Here is a 17493-nt window from a genome sequence, read left to right on the forward strand (position 1 = left end):
TCCAGAGATAGTTGCTGAACAGTTACTATTCAGCACTATGGACTATCAGCATGTCATAGAGCAGGTGATGTCCGCCACGGCGCCGCATATCGGGGAGGGTGCGGTCGCCGACTACATTCCGGGTCTTGCCGAGGTTGATCCCAAACAGTTCGGATTCGCCGTCGCCACCGTCGAGGGAAAGCTCTATACCGGCGGTGACGTGGATGTTCCCTTTGCGATCGAGAGTATTTCCAAGGCCTTCGCGCTCGCGCTGGTGCTCGCCCATCAGGACGGCGGGATCTGGAAGCGGGTGCGGCGCGAGCCTTCCGGGGTGGCCTTCAATGACCTGATCGAACTCCAACTGGAGGACGGCATTCCGCGCAATCCCTACATAAACCCCGGCGCCATCGTGGTCGCTGATCAGTTGCTGACAGATACCGGCGATGCCGTGGCCGCCCTGCGTGACCTCCTGCGGGCCGAGACCGGCAATCCGGCGCTGGACGTGGACAGCGTCATTGCCGAATCCGAACTGCGCACCGGCGACCGCAATCGGGCCATCGCCTACCTCATGGCGAGCTTCGGGAATATGCGCAACAGCGTGGAACTCGCTCTCGACCACTACTTCCGGCAGTGCTCGTTCACCATCACCTGCGCGGAGCTGGCCAAGGCCGGGCTGCTCATCGCCCGGCACGGCCTGCGCGCCGACGGCAGCCGGCTGCTGAGCCGCGACGACGCCCGGCACATCACCGCGCTCATGACCATGTGCGGCACCTACGACGGCGCGGGCGAATACGCCTACCGCATCGGCCTTCCGGTCAAGAGCGGGGTGGGCGGCGGGCTGCTCGCCGTCGTACCCGGCCAATGCTCGGTCGCCGCCTGGGGGCCCGGACTCGACGCGAAGGGCAACTCGGTTTCGGGCGCGGTGGCGCTGGAGACCTTCGCGCGCGTCGGCCAATTCTCGGTGTTCTGAATCTCGTCACAGCTCTGCGTTTTCCGCGTTCGATCGGACGGTTTCGGAAAGGATCGGCGATGACTGGCACGGCGACCAAGCCGGCGACGGCCACCAACTACATCTCCTGGGTGACGCTGGCCCTCATGACCACGAGCTCGGTGGCCAGCCTGCGGGCCTCGCCCACCATGGCCGTCTACGGATTGGCCTGTGTGTTCCTGTATCTGGTGCCCGCGCTGCTGTTCCTGCTGCCGACCGCCTTCGTGGCGGCCGAGCTGGCGTCGGGCTGGGCGGGCGGAGTCTACAAATGGGTGGGGGAGGGCCTGTCCCAGCCCATGGGCTTCCTCGCGGTGTGGTGCCAGTTCGCCATGACCATCTTCTACTACCCGAGCCTCTTGGCCTATGTGGCAAGCACTTTCGCCTACATCATCAACCCGTCGCTGGCGGCCAACGGCGTGTACGTGGCGATCGTCATCATCACCATCTACTGGGCGGCGGTCTTCGTCTCCTCGCAGGGCACCAAAACCGTTGCGGGACTGTCGAGTATGGGACTGATCATCGGCACGCTGATTCCCGGTGCGCTGCTGGTGATCCTGGGCTTCGTCTTCCTCGCCCAGGGCAACGAGCCCGCCGCGCCCATGGACGCCGCGCACCTGTTCCCGGCCTGGACCGGGCTGGCCAGCCTGGTGCTGATCGTCAACAACTTCCTGTCCTACGCGGGCATGGAGATGAACGCGGTGCACGTGTCCTCGCTGCGCGATCCCGGCAGGGAGTACCCGAAGGCCATGGCCATGGCGGTCGGCCTGGTGCTGATCATCTTCATCGTCCCGGCCGTGGTGATCAGCTGGGTGGTGCCCGCGCAGAACCTGTCCCTCACCGCCGGCGTCATGCAGGCCTTCGACGGGTTCTTCAACCACTTCGGCATCGGCTTCCTGACGCCGGTGCTCGGCGTCATGCTGGTGGCCGCGGCGCTGGGCGGCATGCTCACCTGGCTGGCCGGGCCGTCGAAGGGGCTGCTGCTCATCGGGCGCAAGGAAGGATATCTGCCGCCCGTGCTGACGCGGGTGAACAAGCATGGCGTGCAACAGAACATGCTGGTGGCCCAGGGCATCGTGACCACGCTGCTGGCCCTGCTGTACGCCTTCATCCCCGATGTCTCCAGCGCCTACTGGATCCTGTCGGTGATCACCACGCAGGTCTATCTGATCATGTACGTGCTCATGTTCGCGGCCGCGATTCGCCTGCGCCGCAACCAGCCCGACCATCCGCGCGGCTATCGGGCCCCGGCCCTGATCGCGCTGTGCGGGCTGGGCACCGTCTCCTCGGTCGCGGCCTTCCTCATCGGATTCGTGCCGCCCTCGCAGTACGGCAGCGGCAGCGCGCTCGGCTATGTGCTCGTCATCGGGCTCGGCATGGGCATAGTCGGCCTGCTGATTCCGTTCCTGTTCTTGAAGTTCCGCAAACCCGGCTGGAAGACCGATGTCCCCGAGGAGGCGCTGGCATGACCGACACCGGCGGTGCGCCCGCAAGCGTGCGGCGGACAACGTATCTCATGGTCGCGGTGATCCTGGTGGCGGTCGCGGTCATCGGGGTGATCATCTTCCGGCAGGAGCGCGGCTCCGATGCCGCGCTGCGCAAGGCGGAGGTCCTGCAGTCCCGGCTCACCGAGGCGGGACTGGCGGCGCCGGAACCGCGGGTGATCGCCGACTCCCTCGGCACCGATGGCGGGCTGGTGTGCCAGGATCCGGACTCGCCGCTGATCAAAGCGCGCTACCAGGCGGCCATCAGCAATGGCGCCAGTGGTCCGGGCAGCCGGCCGGTCATCGCGGACAGCGATATCTTCACGGCGACCGCCTTGGCCATCGAAACCTACTGCCCGGACAAGCTGGCGTCGTACCTGCAGGAAACCGGCACGCTGCGCACGAGCGGCACGGTGAAATCGGATACGGACAACTGAAACAGGAGATGTGAATGACCGAGAAAGAGCTCCGCGCCGCCGTGCAGGGCCTCATGCCGCGCGCGAAACAGGACCTGGCCGAACTGGTTTCGTACAAGTCGGTGTACGACGCGCGGCAGTTCCCGATCGAGGAATGCGAGAAGGCCGCGCAGTGGGTGGCGAATGCCTTCGCCGCCGAAGGGCTCACCGATGTGGGGCTGCACGAGACCTCCGACGGCAGCAAGGCCGTGGTGGCGCGGCGACCCGGCCCGCCCGGAGCACCGCACGTGCTGCTCTACTGTCACTACGACGTGCAGCCGCCGCTGGACGAAAAGGCTTGGCGCACACCGGTATGGCAGCTCACCGAGAAGGACGGCCGCTGGTACGGCCGCGGCGCGGCGGACTGCAAGGGCAATATCGTCATGCATCTGACCGCCCTGCGCGCGCTGCGGCAGATCGGCGGTGACGACTTCCCGGTGGGGATCACCCTGGTCGCCGAGGGTTCCGAGGAGCAGGGCGCCGGCGGGCTGGAGGACTTCGTCCCCGGGCACGCCGACCTGCTGCGCGCCGACACCATTCTGGTCTGCGACTGCGGCAATTTCGCCGTCGGCGTGCCGACCTTCACCGAAACCCTGCGCGGCAATGTGAATGTCGTGGTCACCATCGAAACCCTCGCCGGGGAAATGCATTCCGGCATGTTCGGCGGCGCGGCCCCCGACGCCCTCGCGGCCCTCATCCACGTGCTGGCCACCCTGCGCGACAAGGACGGCAACACCACCGTCTCCGGTCTGAGCAATGACCAGAAGTGGGACGGCGTCCAGTACCCGGAGGACCAATTCCGCGCCGATGCGGGCGTTCTCGACGGCGTCGATCTGCTCGGCTCCGGCACCGTCGCCGATATGCTCTGGGCCCGACCGGCTTTGACCGTCCTCGGCATCGACGCGCCCAAGGTGGTCGGGTCCGCGGCCGCCATTCAGCCCCGCGCGGCGGCGCGCATCAACCTGCGCATCCCGCCCGGCACCGATCCGCAGCAGGCGCTGAAAGCCCTGACCGCCCACCTCGAATCGAACACACCCTGGAACGCCAAGGTCACCGTCGAGAAGGAGGCCACCGGCGCGCCCTTCCGCTCCGCCACCGGCGGTCCGGCCCGCACCGCCATGGAGGCCGCCTTCGAGGCCTCCTACGGCCGCCCCGCCACCACCCAGGGCCAGGGCGGATCCATCCCACTCTGCAATGTCTTCGCCGACACCTACCCGGACGCGGAGATCATGTTGATGGGTGTGGAAGAACCGAAGTGCCTCATCCATGCCCCGAACGAGAGTGTCGATCCGACCGAGATCGAGCACATGGCCCTGGCCGAGGCGCTGTTCCTGGCTTCCTACCGCCGGACGACTTGATACGGTGGCTATCAAGTAGCAAACTCACGTAACGAGTGCACGACTGACCGAAAGCGCTATCCGGCGACCGCTAGGAGATGCTCGTGTCCGTCTATCTGTACCGGTGGGGCAGGTTCGCATATCGACGCAAGTGGATCGTGCTGCCGATCTGGCTATTGCTCTTCATGCTGCTCGGCGGCCTCGGCGCCGCCCTGCAGAAACCGATGAGCAATGACTTCGACATCCCGAACCTGCCATCGGAACGCGCCACCGAGATTCTGGACAAGCACTTCCCGGGCATGTCGCAGGCGTACAAGTTCGACGCGGTCACCGGTGTTTACGTGATCGGCGCGCCGGCGGGGACCAAGCTCACCGACGACGGCAATCAGCAGGCGATCAAGGGGCTCATCCAGCAGCTGGAGGGGCTGGGGATCGTCGATCACAGCAAACCGCTCACCGATCCCATTACCGCCGCACAGGAAATGGGGTGCCTGGACGGTGATCGCAACTCCAGCGAGTTCATCTCCAAGTGCTCCAACGCACCGCTGAACGTGCTCAACAAGGAGAATCCGGATTCCGTTGCGATTCTGAGTGTTCCGTTCACAATCAAGAACTTCGCCGATGTCACCGCGGATGATCGCAAGGCCGCCTACGACGTTGCCGATGGGGCGCGGCGGGCCGGGCTGACCGTCGAGCTGTCGGGCACCATCGCCATGGAGCAGCAGCAGCCCAGCGGTAAGTCCGAGATGATCGGCATGGGCTTCGCCTTCATTGTCATGATCATCTGCTTCGGCGCCATCGTGGCGGCCTTCGTGCCCATCATCACCGCCATCGTGGGCCTGGGCGCGGCGACCTCGCTGATCTTCCTGGGCACCTCGGTGCTGTCGGTGCCGAGCTTCACCACCTTCCTGGCCTCCATGATCGGCATCGCGCTGTCCATCGACTACGCGCTGTTCATCGTGTCCCGCTACAAACACGAACTGTCCGTACAGGATTCACCCGAGGAAGCCGCGGGCGTGGCGCTCGGCACGGCCGGGTCGGCGGTGGTGTTCGCCGGTCTGACAGTCATCATCGCGCTGGTCGGCCTGAGCATCGTGGGCGTGCGCTTCCTGACCTTCATGGGTCTGGGCGGCGCGGTCGCGGCCGGATTCGCCGTGCTGGTCGCGCTCACGCTCATGCCGGCGCTGCTCGGCGCGTTCGGGCGGTTCCTGTTCAAACCCAAGCTGCCGCTCATCGCCAAGTACGACCCGGAGGACGACACCCACGTCACCAATGGCATGCGAGTCGGGCAGCTGATCGGCAAGCTGCCGTGGGTCGCGCTGGCGCTCAGCGTGGTGGTGCTCGGCCTGCTGGCCGTGCCCGCCGCCAAGATGAATCTCGGCCTGCCGGGCGAGGATTCGATGCCCAAGACCTCCACCATCCGCAAGGCCTACGAACTGCGCACGCAAGGTTTCGGCGAGGGCAGCAATGGCGTGCTGCAGATCGCGGTGGATCTGTCCGACACCCCGGCCGAGCAGCGGCAGACCGCGGTGACGGCGCTGCGCGACCAGCTCGCCTCCTATCCGGACATGAACTACGTGACCGAGCCGACCTGGAGCGAGGACGGCCAGGGCGCGCAGTTCGAGGGCGTGCCCAAGACCGGGCCCAACAATCAGGAGACCAAGGACCTGGTGCGCGAGGCCCGCGACGCCGAGGCGCAATTCAAATCCGACTACGGCATGCAGTACGGAATTACCGGCACCACAGCCATTTACGCCGATATCGACCACGTGCTGCTCGGCAAGATCGTGCCCTATCTGGCCATTGTCGCCGGTGCGGCCTTCCTGTTGCTGATCGCCGTATTCCGTTCCGTGCTGGTGCCTTTGACGGCCGCGCTGGGCTTCCTGCTGTCCATGGCCGCCACCTTCGGCGCCACCGTGCTCATCTTCCAGGAGGGCAAGTTCGGCCTCATCGAGGAACCGCGCCCGATCATCAGCTTCATGCCGATCATGTTGATCGGCTTGGTATTCGGTCTGGCCATGGACTACCAGGTCTTCCTGGTGACCCGCATGCGCGAGGAATACGTGCACGGCGAGGAGCCCACCCAGGCCATGATCAAGGGCTACCACCACGGCGCCCGCGTGGTCACCTCGGCCGCCATCATCATGATCTTCGTCTTCGGCTCCTTCATTATGGAACCCGACGCCAGCGCCAAATCCATGGGCTTCGCCCTCGCCGCCGGCGTCCTGCTCGACGCCTTCATCGTCCGCATGATCCTCATCCCCGCCCTGCTGGTCCTCATGGGCAAGGCCGCCTGGTGGATGCCGAACTGGCTGAGCCGGATCGTCCCCGATATCGACGTCGAGGGCGCGCGCCTGCGCGAACTCCAGCGCACCGAGGCCGATGCGCGGGCGGGGGAGGCGGTCTCTCCGCACTGACCGGGAAAATACGCCCCCGAGGCGCTGGATTTACAGGTTGACAATATGTGTTGATCTGTAACAGACTCGCGGCGATCACGGTCATGAGGAGAGAGGTACGCCGATGACCGAGCACGCCCGGGTGGCGCTCGAACTGCTGCGCGACAGCAGTCAATTCAAGTGGTACATCGTTCCGTTGTTGTTGGTCGTCATCTATGTCTATGCGACCGAGGTGGAACGGCGGAATTGGAACGTGCTCTTCGCCGGGCTCGCGCTCTGGGGCATGGACTGGTTCAACGAGATCTGGAACTCGCTGGTCTTCCACGTCACCGGCCGCGCGCCGGTCTGGGGCGCGACCGGGCCGACGGCGTATCAGATCCTCATCGGGCTCAATATCGAGATCTGCTTCATGTTCGCCATCATGGGCATCGCCGCGGCGAAGATGCTGCCGCCCAAGGAAACCCGGATCCTCGGCCTGCCCAACCGGCCGGTGCTCATCGCGGTCAACTCGGCCGCCGCCGTGGGCGTGGAGGTGCTGCTCAACAAGGCCGGCGTGCTGACCTGGGACTGGAACTGGTGGCAGCCGAGCTTCCCGTTCCTCATCTGGCTCATCGGGTACGTGCCGTTCTTCGCGGCCTGCTTCTGGGTGCACGATCTGGCCACCGTGCGGTCGAAAGCCATTGCGGTGGGCGCGATTCTGGGAATCGACGCGCTCGCCCTCATTGTCTTCGGTGCACTGGAATGGTTGTGATCTCGATGCGCGCGACCGAGCGCGGCCTGCTCGCCGCCGTGGCCGGACTCGTATTCACCGGCCTCACAACGCATCCCGGAGCAGTCGCCGACCCGGGCGGGTGCACACTGATCGGCACGGTCGGCACCCCCGAGGTCACCGTCGACCATGGCGCCGCCGGGTTGACGGATCTCCCGCTCGCGGACATCGCGCTGCCCGACCGGGTGTACTTCCGGACCAGCACCGAGACGTTCAATCGCCGCTGGTCCTTCGCCGCTCGCAATGGCAACCTCTATGTGAAAGCAGCGGAGGCTCAGGGGGATTGGCGCTCGATGGCGCTGCCGGCCTGCCTCGGCGGCCGTATCGCCGGTGTCTCCGCCGACGACGACGAAGTGCTGGCCGTGGACGAGAGCGGCCGCTTCTACACCATGGACCACGCCCTCAGCGCGCCCCGCGACTGGAACTGGAGCAGCCGCTACGGCACCCCGCTGTGGACCGGGCCCGGAAACTCCCTGCCCCCGGGCACTCTCGACTGGACATGGTCGGTGCTCTCGCCTGCCGAGGACCACGTCTGGCGCGATACCGCCGGCAACGATCACCCGGTGGGCGGCGCGAAGGTCTCGCACGTCTTCGCGCTGACCGACGACGGCACCCGCATCCGCTACATCGACCCGTGGCTGCCGGTCGATCACAGCTACGAGATGGCGCTGCCGCCGCGATTCCGCGCAATCGCATTGTCCACCAGCGCGTCCACCACCCTGGTGGTGAACCGCCACGGCGACCTCTACACGCGCCTCTACGATTTCGACATCTCCGGCGCGGACAAGGTGTTCTTCCGCTACTCCTACGCGGACCAGCGCGGCCTGCCGGAGGCGCCGGACATGCTCAGCGAGCGGATCGACAATGGCACCGCCGCCATCCAACTGCCCGCCCCCGCGTGGGTGCGGCAGCCGAAGGTGCCCGGTGCGATCACCGATCGCATCTCCATCCACAAGACCGGGGCGGGCTCGGATGCCCGCGAACTGCGGGTGGAGGGCATCGATAATGGCCGGACCGGTTACTGGACAAAGGATCTCACTGCCGATCAGTGGGCCTTTGTGCCCACCGATCAGCCGTTGGGCGGTGAGCGGATCGCGAACACCGCCGACGATCGCAGTGCGGACCCCGCGGTGCCGCTCTCGCCGTACGACTACGCGGGCCGAGCTGCTGCGGGCTGGTCCGCTGCCATCGAAAACTTCGATGCGGCAGTGACTCCCACGCCCTTGCGGCTGGACTTCGGCGACGGCCTCCGGCTCGACCTGATCCTGCACACCGTGGACGGCCTGCGTCAGGCCCCGCAGGCACCGGGCCTCACGGCACAGCCTCGCCGTTTCGACGGCGCCATCGAAATCCCTTCGTACATAATGGAATCCCTCGCGGCGCAACCCGTGCCGATTCGCGAATTCCTCGAAACCACGCTCGGTGGACGGCGTTTCACCGATACCGGGGTCGTGGTCACGGCCGGAGAATTCACGATCGAGGGGCTCGGCGTCACGCTGGGCCGGGTTTCCTGATCAGAACTCGGTGTGGTCCTCGGCTTCGATGACCTTGAAATCGGTGCCGGCGGGCGCCATTTCGTTCAACCGACCGAAATAGATGCCCTGCGCCTCCGGAGCGATGATGCCGAAATGAATGGGAAAGGCGGTGCGGGGGTTTACCGCGCGCAGGTAATCCACCGCCTCGCTGATCCGCATCCACGGGGCGGCGGCGGGAATGGCCAGCACGCCGACATCGACCGGCGGGACCCACAGGGAATCGCCGGGATGGACGAATTGGGCCGGATCCTCGGGGGTGCCGAGCTGGAACACGGTGTTGTCGACGACCGGAATTTCCGGATGGATGACCGCGTGCCGGCCGCCGCCGCCGGTGATCTGTACGTTTCCGACCTTCAGGACATTGCCCGCATGCACCCCCTGCCAGGGCTCCTCTCGCGACGCCGCGGTCTGCGGGTCCGCGAGCAGCTGAGCCTGCGGATTGGCCTCGATCAGGGCGCCGATGCGGTTCGGGTCGATGTGATCGGGATGCTGGTGGGTGACGGCAATGGCGTCCAGCCCGGTAATGCCCTCGAAGCCGTGCGAGAAAGTGCCCGGATCGAAAAGGATCTTCGCGCCGTTCAACTCCACGAGAATGCATGAGTGTCCGAAATGGGCTATGCGCATGTTCGCAACGGTAGTCGCCGAGCGGTGTGTCGCACACCACGACCGGCGTGACCCGGCGGCACGCGCGCAACCATCGCCAACTACCCTGATCAGCGGAACCCCCGCTCGGCCAGTCGTAGGCCCGGGCGCCGCCCCACCAGCTGAGGAGCAACGCGTGGCACGTGTCGTTGTCGAGGTGATGCCGAAGGCCGAAATCCTGGATCCGCAGGGTCAGGCCATTGTCGGCGCACTGGGGCGCCTGGGGCACCCCGGAATCTCGGATGTGCGGCAGGGCAAGCGATTCGAACTCGACGTTGCCGATGACGTGAGCGACGCCGAACTCGAGCAGATCGCCGAATCGCTGCTGGCCAACACCGTCATCGAGGACTGGAAGGTCGTCCGGCTGTGAGCGCACGCATCGGAGTCATCACCTTCCCCGGCACGCTCGACGATGTCGACGCCGCCCGCGCGGCCCGGCTCGCCGGCGCCGAAGCGGTCGCCCTGTGGCATGCCGACGCCGATCTGAAGGGTGTCGACGCGGTCATCGTGCCCGGCGGCTTCTCCTACGGCGACTACCTGCGCACCGGGGCCATTGCCAAGTTCGCGCCGGTCATGGGCGAGGTCGTGCAGGCGGCCGGTCAGGGCATGCCGGTGCTGGGCATCTGCAACGGTTTCCAGATCCTCTGCGAGGCGGGTCTGCTGCCGGGTGCGCTCACCCGCAACGAGGGCCTGCACTTCATCTGCCGCGACCAGTGGCTGACCGTCGAATCCGCGGATTCCGCGTGGACCTCGCGGTACGAGCCGGGTGCGCAGATCCTGGTGCCGCTCAAGTCCGGTGAGGGGCGCTACCAGGCCTCCGAGGCCGTGCTCGACGAGCTCGAGGGCGAGGGCCGGGTCGTGTTCCGCTACGCGGGCGACAACCCCAACGGTTCGCAGCGCGGCATTGCCGGTGTGTCCTCGGCCAATGGTCGCGTCGTCGGCCTGATGCCGCACCCGGAGCACGCCACCGAGCCGCTGACCGGACCCAGCGATGATGGGCTGGGGATGTTCCTGTCCGTGCTGGACGCGCTCGTCTCTGCCTGAGGCAGAAGGGGGTGGGGGTTAAACCCCCATACCCCCTTAGCGGGGGAGACCTCCACACCCCTAACAAATCCTGTCGAGAATCTCGAACTCGACTCCCTCGGCGCGGGCGATATAGGCCGGGCGCACTACTTGGTTGCCGTCGAAACCAATTCCGCCCGAGGGAGTTTCCAGGGTCGTTCCCTCGTTCACGGCGGCATGCACCTGCGGTACTTCCAAAGATCCGGCGGCCTTGGCCAGTGCATGGAGCGTGTGCACGGCCTCGTACTCGGTATTGCTGAAGTTGGTGAGCGCCGGGGCGAATGCGCCGTGCAGCCGCCGGTAGCGCTCGGCGCGCTCGCGCCCCTCCGGTCCGTTGACGAAGAAGCTCGACGGCACATACAGATTCCGGTTCGCCCCGCGACCCGCGCCGAGCAGCACATTGTCGTCCACCGCCGGGCTCACCCGCAGTTGCCGCTCATCGCGCCCGAAATGGTGGAACTGCTTGTTGAAGCGCGCCACGTCCGCGCCCACCAGCAGCACGATCACCCCGTCCACCCGGTCCAGCCGGGGATCGGCGAGGAAGTCCGCGAAATCCTCGGTGCCCAGCGGTACGAACCGCTCCAGCGGCAGCGACGGCGCCAACTCCCCGTAGCGATCGGTCAATTCGGTGCGCACCACGTCCGCGGTGCGCCGCGGCCACACGTAATCATTGCCGATGATCGCCCACCGCCGGGCGCCCAGCTCGCGCCGCAGCCAGCGCAGGGCGGGCAGAATCTGTCGTCCAGGATCCGATCCGACCAGGAAAAGCCCCGGTGGCGGCCGGTCCACGCCTTCGTGATCGGTGGCGAACAAATACGGCACCCGCCCGGCATTGGCCCGGCTGACGGCCCGGCGCACGGCCGAGGTGTGCCAGCCGGTGATGGCGTGCACCATGCCCGTCGCCAGCAGGGCCGAGACCTCCCGCGCCACATCCTCGGGTTCGCGACCGCCGTCGAGGTGGGTGACCCGCAATTCCCGTCCGAGAATTCCGCTCCCGCCGTTGATTTCTTCCACCGCCAGAGAAATGGCGGCCTCGCAGGAGGGCGCGAAGATACCGCCCGGTCCTTGCTGCGGAACTATGTTGAGGACCTCGATACTGTTTTCGGGATTCCCGCCGAACGGGGTCATCGGTTACTCTTCCCCTCGTTCGAGCTGTGATTTGACGGGCGGGAAATATGGCGACAATTCTAGGTGGCATTTCCACCCTGCATCGGGCGCTGCGTGCCGCCGAGCGCAGTTGGCTTCGTCACCTTGACGCGGCCCTGTGTGCCAGGCGGCTGACGGCCGATCAATGGTGCATGCTGACCAATCTGTCCCCGGATACCGGCATCACCATGAGTGAGCTGGCCGCGCGGGCCCAGCTGCCGCCCTCCTCCGCCACCCGGCACGCCGATCACCTGGCCGAACGCGGTCTCATCTTCCGGGTCGCCGCCGCCGACGATCGCCGCCGCATTCTCATCGGCCTGAGCCGGCGCGGGGTGGAGCTGGTCGAGGAGGTGCGCGCCGAGGAGGTGCGCGCCGAGGCCGACCTGCGCCGCCGCCTGGGCGCGCAGGACTATCTGGAGCTGGTGCGCCTGCTCGAACAGGTCGCCGAGGCCGTCCCGGAACCGGCGCGCGGCGCCTGATCGCGGCCACCCTCCGAATACTGGTTATTACCAGTCTGCGAAATGCGGTATTTCCCAGACACTTCCGAAGAACCCGCCGGGCGCGCCGCCGATTGGGCAACCGGATCGGAAGAAACTGAACTGGGAATGCTTAGGATTGCGGCATGCCAGTTGCCGAGACCACCGCTACCGCCGCCGGACTGTGTGAATTCATCGATGCCTCCCCGTCGCCGTTCCACGTGTGCCGCACCGTCGCCGCGGAACTCGACGACCACGGCTTCACCAGACTCTCCGAGTCCGCGCCCTGGCCCTCCAGCAGCGCGGGCCGCTACTACGTGGTGCGCGGCGGCTCGCTGGTCGCCTGGGCCGACGGCGGCCCGGGCGCGCCCACCGGCTTCCGCACCGGGCAGGCGACCCCCTTCCGCGTGGTCGGCGCGCACACCGACAGCCCCAATCTGCGGGTGAAGCAGCATCCCGACACCGCGGTGGCGGGCTGGCAGATGGTCGGGCTGGAACCCTACGGCGGGGCCTGGCTCAACTCCTGGCTCGACCGCGACCTCGGCATTTCCGGACGGCTCTCGGTACGGGACGGAAATGTGGTGCGGGAACGGCTGATTCGCATAGACGAACCCATCCTGCGGGTGCCGCAGCTGGCCATCCACCTGTCCGAGGACCGGCGCGGGGTCACCCTCGACCCGCAGCGGCACGTGAACGCGGTGTGGGGGATCGGCGGGGAACCGCGCTCGTTCATGGCCTTCATCGCCGAGCGCTCCGGGATCGAGCCGGGCGCGGTGCTCGGCTGGGAGCTCATGACCCATGATCTGGTGCCGTCCAAGCTGATCGGCCGCGACCTGGATCTGGTGAGCGCGCCCCGGCTGGACAATCAGGGCACCTGCTACGCCGGGCTGCGCGCCTTCCTGGCCGCCATCGACGAGCCCGGGGTGGCGGTGCCGGTGCTGGCCATGTTCGACCACGAGGAGGTCGGCAGCCAGTCCGATCGCGGCGCCCAATCCGGGCTGCTGCCCACGGTGCTGGAACGCATCGTGCTGACCCGCGGCGGCGGGCGCGCCGAATACCTGGCCGCGCTGGCCGGATCCGTCTGCGCCTCCGGCGATATGGCGCACGCGACGCATCCGAACTACCCGGACCGGCACGAGCCCTCGCATCGCATCGAGGTCAATGGCGGGCCGGTGCTCAAGGTCAACCAGAACCTGCGCTACGCCACCGACGCGACCGGGGCGGGCGCGTTCGCACTGGCCTGCGCGCAGGCCGATGTGCCGTTGCAGCGCTACGTCCACCGCGCCGATCTGCCGTGCGGATCGACCATCGGGCCGATGACGGCCGCCCGCACCGGCATGCCGACCGTGGATGTGGGCGCGGCGCAGCTGGCCATGCATTCCGCGCGCGAAATGATGGGCGCGGCAGACGTTCCCGCCTACGCGGCGGCGCTGGCGGCGTTCCTTACGCCGGAAGCTCCGCGGTAGCGCGCTTGTCGGGGTGGTAGGTCAGAACCGCCGCCACGAAGATCGCCAAGGTGAACAGCACATAGCTGCTCCCGATGATCTGCTGCCACCAGGACCAGTCGAGTTCGCGATCGGTGTTGTGCGGCAGCACCCACTGCGGCCCGATGGCGAACATGACCAGCGCCAGGCCGACCGTGCCGAGATACAACCGGCTGCGGCGGCCGTTGGCGATGGCGTCGGCGGCCACGATGAGCGCCGGGGCGATCCACACCCAGTGGTGCGACCAGGACACCGGGGAAACCAGCAGTACCGCAGCGGCATTCACCATGAGCGCCGCGGTGTCGGCCCCCGCGTCGAACAGCCGCTTCATCCAGACCGCCGCCAAGACGACCGCCAGCAGCGCGAGCGTCACCCAGATGAGGGTGGCCGCCGAATCGGAGACCCCGAGCCGGAAGGCGAAGCCCTTCAGCGACTGATTGCCCGCGAAGTACGGCGGCCCGATGCGGCCGGTATCGGTCAGGGTGTGGAACCAGTACTGCACCGAATCCTTCGGGAAGACCGCGAATCCCACGCCCACCGCGGCGACCGCCGACAGCACCAGCGTGACCGCGCCCCGCCAGTCCTTGCGCAGCACGAAGTACAGCAGGTACCCGGCCGGGGTCAGCTTCACCGACACCGCGATGCCGATGAGCATGCCGCGCGGCCAGAACGGCTTGCGCACCAGGCAATCCAGCGTGATGGCCGCCATCAGCACCAGATTGATCTGCCCGAACCCGTAGGTCTGGCGAATCGGCTCCAGCAGCTGCAGCAGCGCCACCGCGCCGATCACGATGGCCAGCCGCGTGATCCGGTCCATGCTCGGCCGCAGCCGGTCCAGCACCACCCACAGTGTGAGCCCGAGCGAGGCAATGGAAGTCGCCAGCACCGCCCAGGAGGCGACCGGTAGCGACATGATCGCCAGCGGTGCGAAGAACAGCGCCGCCAGCGGCGGATAGGTGAACGGCAGCCCGATGCCGAACACCTGCGGCATGGGCCCGTACAGGTCCTTGTCGTCCAACCAGGCCCGCGCCCCGTTGCGGTACACCTGGAGGTCGATGTAGCCGTGCCAGAACTTGGCGAAATAGCTGACAAGTGCGGACACCACGAACAGCGCCACCGCGATCAGCAGCAACTTCGTCTGCTTCGGCGTCAGCCCTGCATTCCCCTTTTGCGCGGTCACGGGCTTCTCGGCCGGATCCGCTAGCCCGGATCGATCGCTCACGGGTGAAGCGTAGCTGCCCGTCCCCACCGGGGGTTAAACGCACGGCGGTGTGCTGCCGGTGTGCTGCCGGACACAGTCGCGGGTGGGCGAAGGCGCTGATCGAGCGGCAATTAGACTCACCGCTGTATCTCGCCGACTTCCTAGCAACGCCGGCACTCGGTTCCGCCTGCCCGGCCGAAAGGACTCTGGTATTCCCGTGACCAGCCACGTCGATACCGTCAGCAACGCCGCGGCCAACCCGGACAGCCCGCAGCCCTATAAGGAACTCGGCCTCAAGGACGACGAATACGCCCGCATCAAGGAGATTCTGGGCCGCCGGCCCACGGATGCCGAGCTGGCGATGTACTCGGTGATGTGGTCCGAGCACTGCTCGTACAAGTCCTCGAAGGTGCACCTGCGCTACTTCGGGGAGACCACCACCGAGGAAATGCGCTCGTCCATGCTCGCCGGCATCGGCGAGAACGCGGGCGTGGTGGACATCGGCGACGGCTGGGCGGTCACCTTCAAGGTGGAATCGCACAACCATCCCTCCTATGTGGAGCCGTACCAGGGCGCGGCCACCGGCGTCGGCGGCATCGTCCGCGACATCATGGCCATGGGCGCGCGGCCCATCGCGGTCATGGACCAGCTGCGCTTCGGCGCCGCCGACCACCCGGACACCCGGCGCGTGGTGGACGGCGTGGTGCGCGGCATCGGCGGCTACGGCAACTCCCTCGGCCTGCCGAATGTGGGCGGCGAGACCGTCTTCGACGCCTCCTACCAGGGCAATCCGCTCGTCAACGCGCTGTGCGCGGGCGTCATGCGGGTCGAGGACCTGAAGCTGGCCTTCGCCTCCGGCAAGGGCAACAAGGTCATCCTGTTCGGCGCGCGCACCGGCCTGGACGGCATCGGCGGCGTGTCCGTGCTGGCCTCGGACACCTTCTCCGGCGACGAATCCGGTTCGGGCCGTAAGAAGCTGCCGAGCGTGCAGGTGGGCGATCCGTTCACCGAGAAGGTGCTCATCGAGTGCTGCCTGGAGCTGTACCACTCCGGTGTGGTCGTCGGCATCCAGGACCTCGGCGGCGCCGGGCTGTCCTGCGCCACCTCCGAACTGGCGGCCGCCGGCGACGGCGGTATGCACATCGAGCTGGACCGGGTGCCGCTGCGCGCGGCCAATATGACTCCGGCCGAGATTCTTTCGAGTGAATCCCAGGAACGCATGTGCGCGGTCGTCGCGCCCGCGAATGTGGATCGCTTCATGGAGATCTGCAAGAAGTGGGATGTCACCGCCACCGTCATCGGCGAGGTCACCGACGGCGAGCACCTGCAGATCACCTGGCACGGCGAGACCGTCGTGGATGTGCCGCCGCGCACCGTCGCCCACCACGGCCCGGTGTACGAGCGGCCCGTGCAGCGCCCGGCCGACCAGGATGCGCTCAATGCCGACACCGCCGCCGGGCTGAACCGGCCCAAGACCGGTGACGAGCTGCGCGCCACGCTGCTGAAGATGATCGCCAGCCCGCAGCTGTGCTCGCGCAAGTGGATCACCGAGCAGTACGACCGCTACGTGCGCGGCAATACCGTGCTCGCCGAGCACGCCGACGCCGGCGTCATCCGCATCGACGAGGAGTCCGGCCGCGGCATCGCGCTGGCCACCGACGCCTCCGGCCGCTACACCAAGCTGGATCCCTACACCGGCGCGCAGCTGGCGCTGGCCGAGGCCTTCCGCAATGTGGCCACCACCGGCGCCACCCCGAAGGCCGTCACCAACTGCCTGAACTTCGGCTCGCCGGAGGATCCGGGCGTCATGTGGCAGTTCCAGCAGGCCGTGCGCGGCCTCGCGGACGGCTGTGCGGCCCTGGGCATTCCGGTCACCGGCGGCAATGTGTCCTTCTACAACCAGACCGGGCAGACCGCCATTCTGCCGACTCCCGTGGTGGGCGTGCTGGGCGTGATCGACGATGTGCACCGGCGCATCCCGACCGGGCTGGGCACCGAGCCCGGCGAGACGCTCATCCTGCTGGGCGAGACCCGCGACGAGTTCGACGGCTCCATCTGGGCGCAGGTCGAGCACGATCACCTGGGTGGCGTGCCGCCCAAGGTGGACCTGGCCCGGGAGCAGCTGCTCGCCGAGATCCTCACCGCCGGATCCCGCGACGGCATGATCTCCGCCGCGCACGACCTGTCCGAGGGCGGCCTCGCGCAGGCCGTGGTCGAGGCCGCGCTCGCCGGTGAAACCGCGTGCCGCATTATCGTTCCCGAGGGCGCCGACCCGTTCGTGACGCTGTTCTCCGAATCCGCCGGGCGCGTGCTGGTCGCGGTCCCGCGGTCGGAGGAGACCCGCTTCACCAAGATGTGCGATGCCCGCGAACTGCCGTGGGTGCGCATCGGCGTGGTCGACCAGGGTTCGGACTCCGTGGAGGTCCAGGGCCAGTTCTCGGTGACCCTGAACGAACTGCGCTCCACCTTCGAAGCGACGCTGCCCGCCCTGTTCGGGGCCTTCGAGCACTGACCAACTCTCGTAACTCTCAGGGGCAAGCCC

15 protein-coding genes are annotated in these 17493 nt (G+C 67.3%); 12 read left to right on the plus strand and 3 right to left on the minus strand.

From position 1 onward, the window contains the following. The first annotated feature begins 37 nt into the window (after nucleotides 1-37). The 7 genes from ACFVIV_RS01115 to ACFVIV_RS01145 all read left to right on the plus strand — a co-directional run bounded on the left by ACFVIV_RS01115 (nucleotide 38) and on the right by ACFVIV_RS01145 (nucleotide 8919). Nucleotides 38-949 (plus strand): glutaminase, encoded by a 912-nt coding sequence (locus tag ACFVIV_RS01115; protein WP_379192568.1) that lies wholly within the window; start codon nucleotides 38-40, stop codon nucleotides 947-949. Between the two features lie 59 nt (nucleotides 950-1008). Then, complete coding sequence (locus ACFVIV_RS01120) at nucleotides 1009-2433, plus strand: APC family permease (protein ID WP_379192570.1); 1425 nt, start codon at nucleotides 1009-1011, stop codon at nucleotides 2431-2433. After that, nucleotides 2430-2885, plus strand: a complete 456-nt coding sequence (locus ACFVIV_RS01125) for a hypothetical protein (protein WP_379192572.1) — start codon at nucleotides 2430-2432, stop codon at nucleotides 2883-2885. Before ACFVIV_RS01120 ends, ACFVIV_RS01125 begins: the two co-directional genes overlap by 4 nt. Nucleotides 2886-2899: 14 nt before the next feature. Then, nucleotides 2900-4261 carry a dipeptidase gene (locus ACFVIV_RS01130; RefSeq protein WP_379192574.1) on the plus strand — a complete coding sequence of 454 codons (1362 nt, stop codon included), beginning with the start codon at nucleotides 2900-2902 and terminating at the stop codon, nucleotides 4259-4261. Nucleotides 4262-4344: 83 nt separating this feature from the next. Next, nucleotides 4345-6657: an MMPL family transporter gene (locus ACFVIV_RS01135; protein ID WP_379192576.1), complete on the plus strand. Its 2313-nt coding sequence runs from the start codon at nucleotides 4345-4347 to the stop codon at nucleotides 6655-6657. Nucleotides 6658-6760: 103 nt separating this feature from the next. After that, nucleotides 6761-7387, plus strand: a complete 627-nt coding sequence (locus tag ACFVIV_RS01140; protein ID WP_379192578.1) for a hypothetical protein — start codon at nucleotides 6761-6763, stop codon at nucleotides 7385-7387. After that, on the plus strand, nucleotides 7378-8919 hold the full coding sequence (locus ACFVIV_RS01145; protein ID WP_379192580.1) for a hypothetical protein: 1542 nt from the start codon (nucleotides 7378-7380) through the stop codon (nucleotides 8917-8919). Before ACFVIV_RS01140 ends, ACFVIV_RS01145 begins: the two co-directional genes overlap by 10 nt. Here the strand turns inward: ACFVIV_RS01145 and ACFVIV_RS01150 are convergent, their stop codons facing one another. Beyond that, the gene (locus ACFVIV_RS01150; RefSeq protein WP_379192582.1) at nucleotides 8920-9564 is read right to left on the minus strand and encodes an MBL fold metallo-hydrolase; all 645 of its coding nucleotides are present in this window, start codon (nucleotides 9562-9564) and stop codon (nucleotides 8920-8922) included. A 154-nt stretch (nucleotides 9565-9718) separates the two neighbouring features. Here ACFVIV_RS01150 and purS point away from each other — a divergent pair, with 154 nt between their 5' ends. Next, entirely contained in the window at nucleotides 9719-9952 is a 234-nt protein-coding gene (gene purS, locus ACFVIV_RS01155) for a phosphoribosylformylglycinamidine synthase subunit PurS (protein ID WP_067531202.1), read from the plus strand. Continuing rightward, entirely contained in the window at nucleotides 9949-10626 is a 678-nt protein-coding gene (purQ, locus tag ACFVIV_RS01160) for a phosphoribosylformylglycinamidine synthase subunit PurQ (RefSeq protein WP_379192583.1), read from the plus strand. The genes purS and purQ overlap by 4 nt, the downstream gene beginning before the upstream one ends. 60 nt (nucleotides 10627-10686) lie before the next feature. Here the strand turns inward: purQ and ACFVIV_RS01165 are convergent, their stop codons facing one another. Beyond that, a complete protein-coding gene (locus ACFVIV_RS01165; protein WP_379192585.1) occupies nucleotides 10687-11772 on the minus strand; it encodes a substrate-binding domain-containing protein in 1086 nt (361 codons plus the stop codon). 47 nt (nucleotides 11773-11819) lie between these two features. Between ACFVIV_RS01165 and ACFVIV_RS01170 the strand changes: the two genes are divergently transcribed. Together ACFVIV_RS01170 and ACFVIV_RS01175 are read left to right on the plus strand one after the other, a co-directional pair. After that, a complete protein-coding gene (locus ACFVIV_RS01170) occupies nucleotides 11820-12269 on the plus strand; it encodes a MarR family winged helix-turn-helix transcriptional regulator (protein WP_379192587.1) in 450 nt (149 codons plus the stop codon). A gap of 143 nt (nucleotides 12270-12412) precedes the next feature. Further along, nucleotides 12413-13732: a M18 family aminopeptidase gene (locus tag ACFVIV_RS01175; RefSeq protein WP_379192589.1), complete on the plus strand. Its 1320-nt coding sequence runs from the start codon at nucleotides 12413-12415 to the stop codon at nucleotides 13730-13732. Here the strand turns inward: ACFVIV_RS01175 and ACFVIV_RS01180 are convergent. Then, the gene (locus ACFVIV_RS01180) at nucleotides 13710-14972 is read right to left on the minus strand and encodes a glycosyltransferase 87 family protein (RefSeq protein ID WP_379192591.1); all 1263 of its coding nucleotides are present in this window, start codon (nucleotides 14970-14972) and stop codon (nucleotides 13710-13712) included. The genes ACFVIV_RS01175 and ACFVIV_RS01180 overlap by 23 nt on opposite strands. 196 nt (nucleotides 14973-15168) lie before the next feature. Between ACFVIV_RS01180 and purL the strand changes: the two genes are divergently transcribed. Then, on the plus strand, nucleotides 15169-17463 hold the full coding sequence (gene purL / locus ACFVIV_RS01185) for a phosphoribosylformylglycinamidine synthase subunit PurL (RefSeq protein ID WP_379192593.1): 2295 nt from the start codon (nucleotides 15169-15171) through the stop codon (nucleotides 17461-17463). Nucleotides 17464-17493: the final 30 nt, after the last annotated feature.

The sequence above is a fragment of the Nocardia sp. NPDC127526 genome (genome assembly GCF_042672265.1).
GTDB lineage: Bacteria > Actinomycetota > Actinomycetes > Mycobacteriales > Mycobacteriaceae > Nocardia.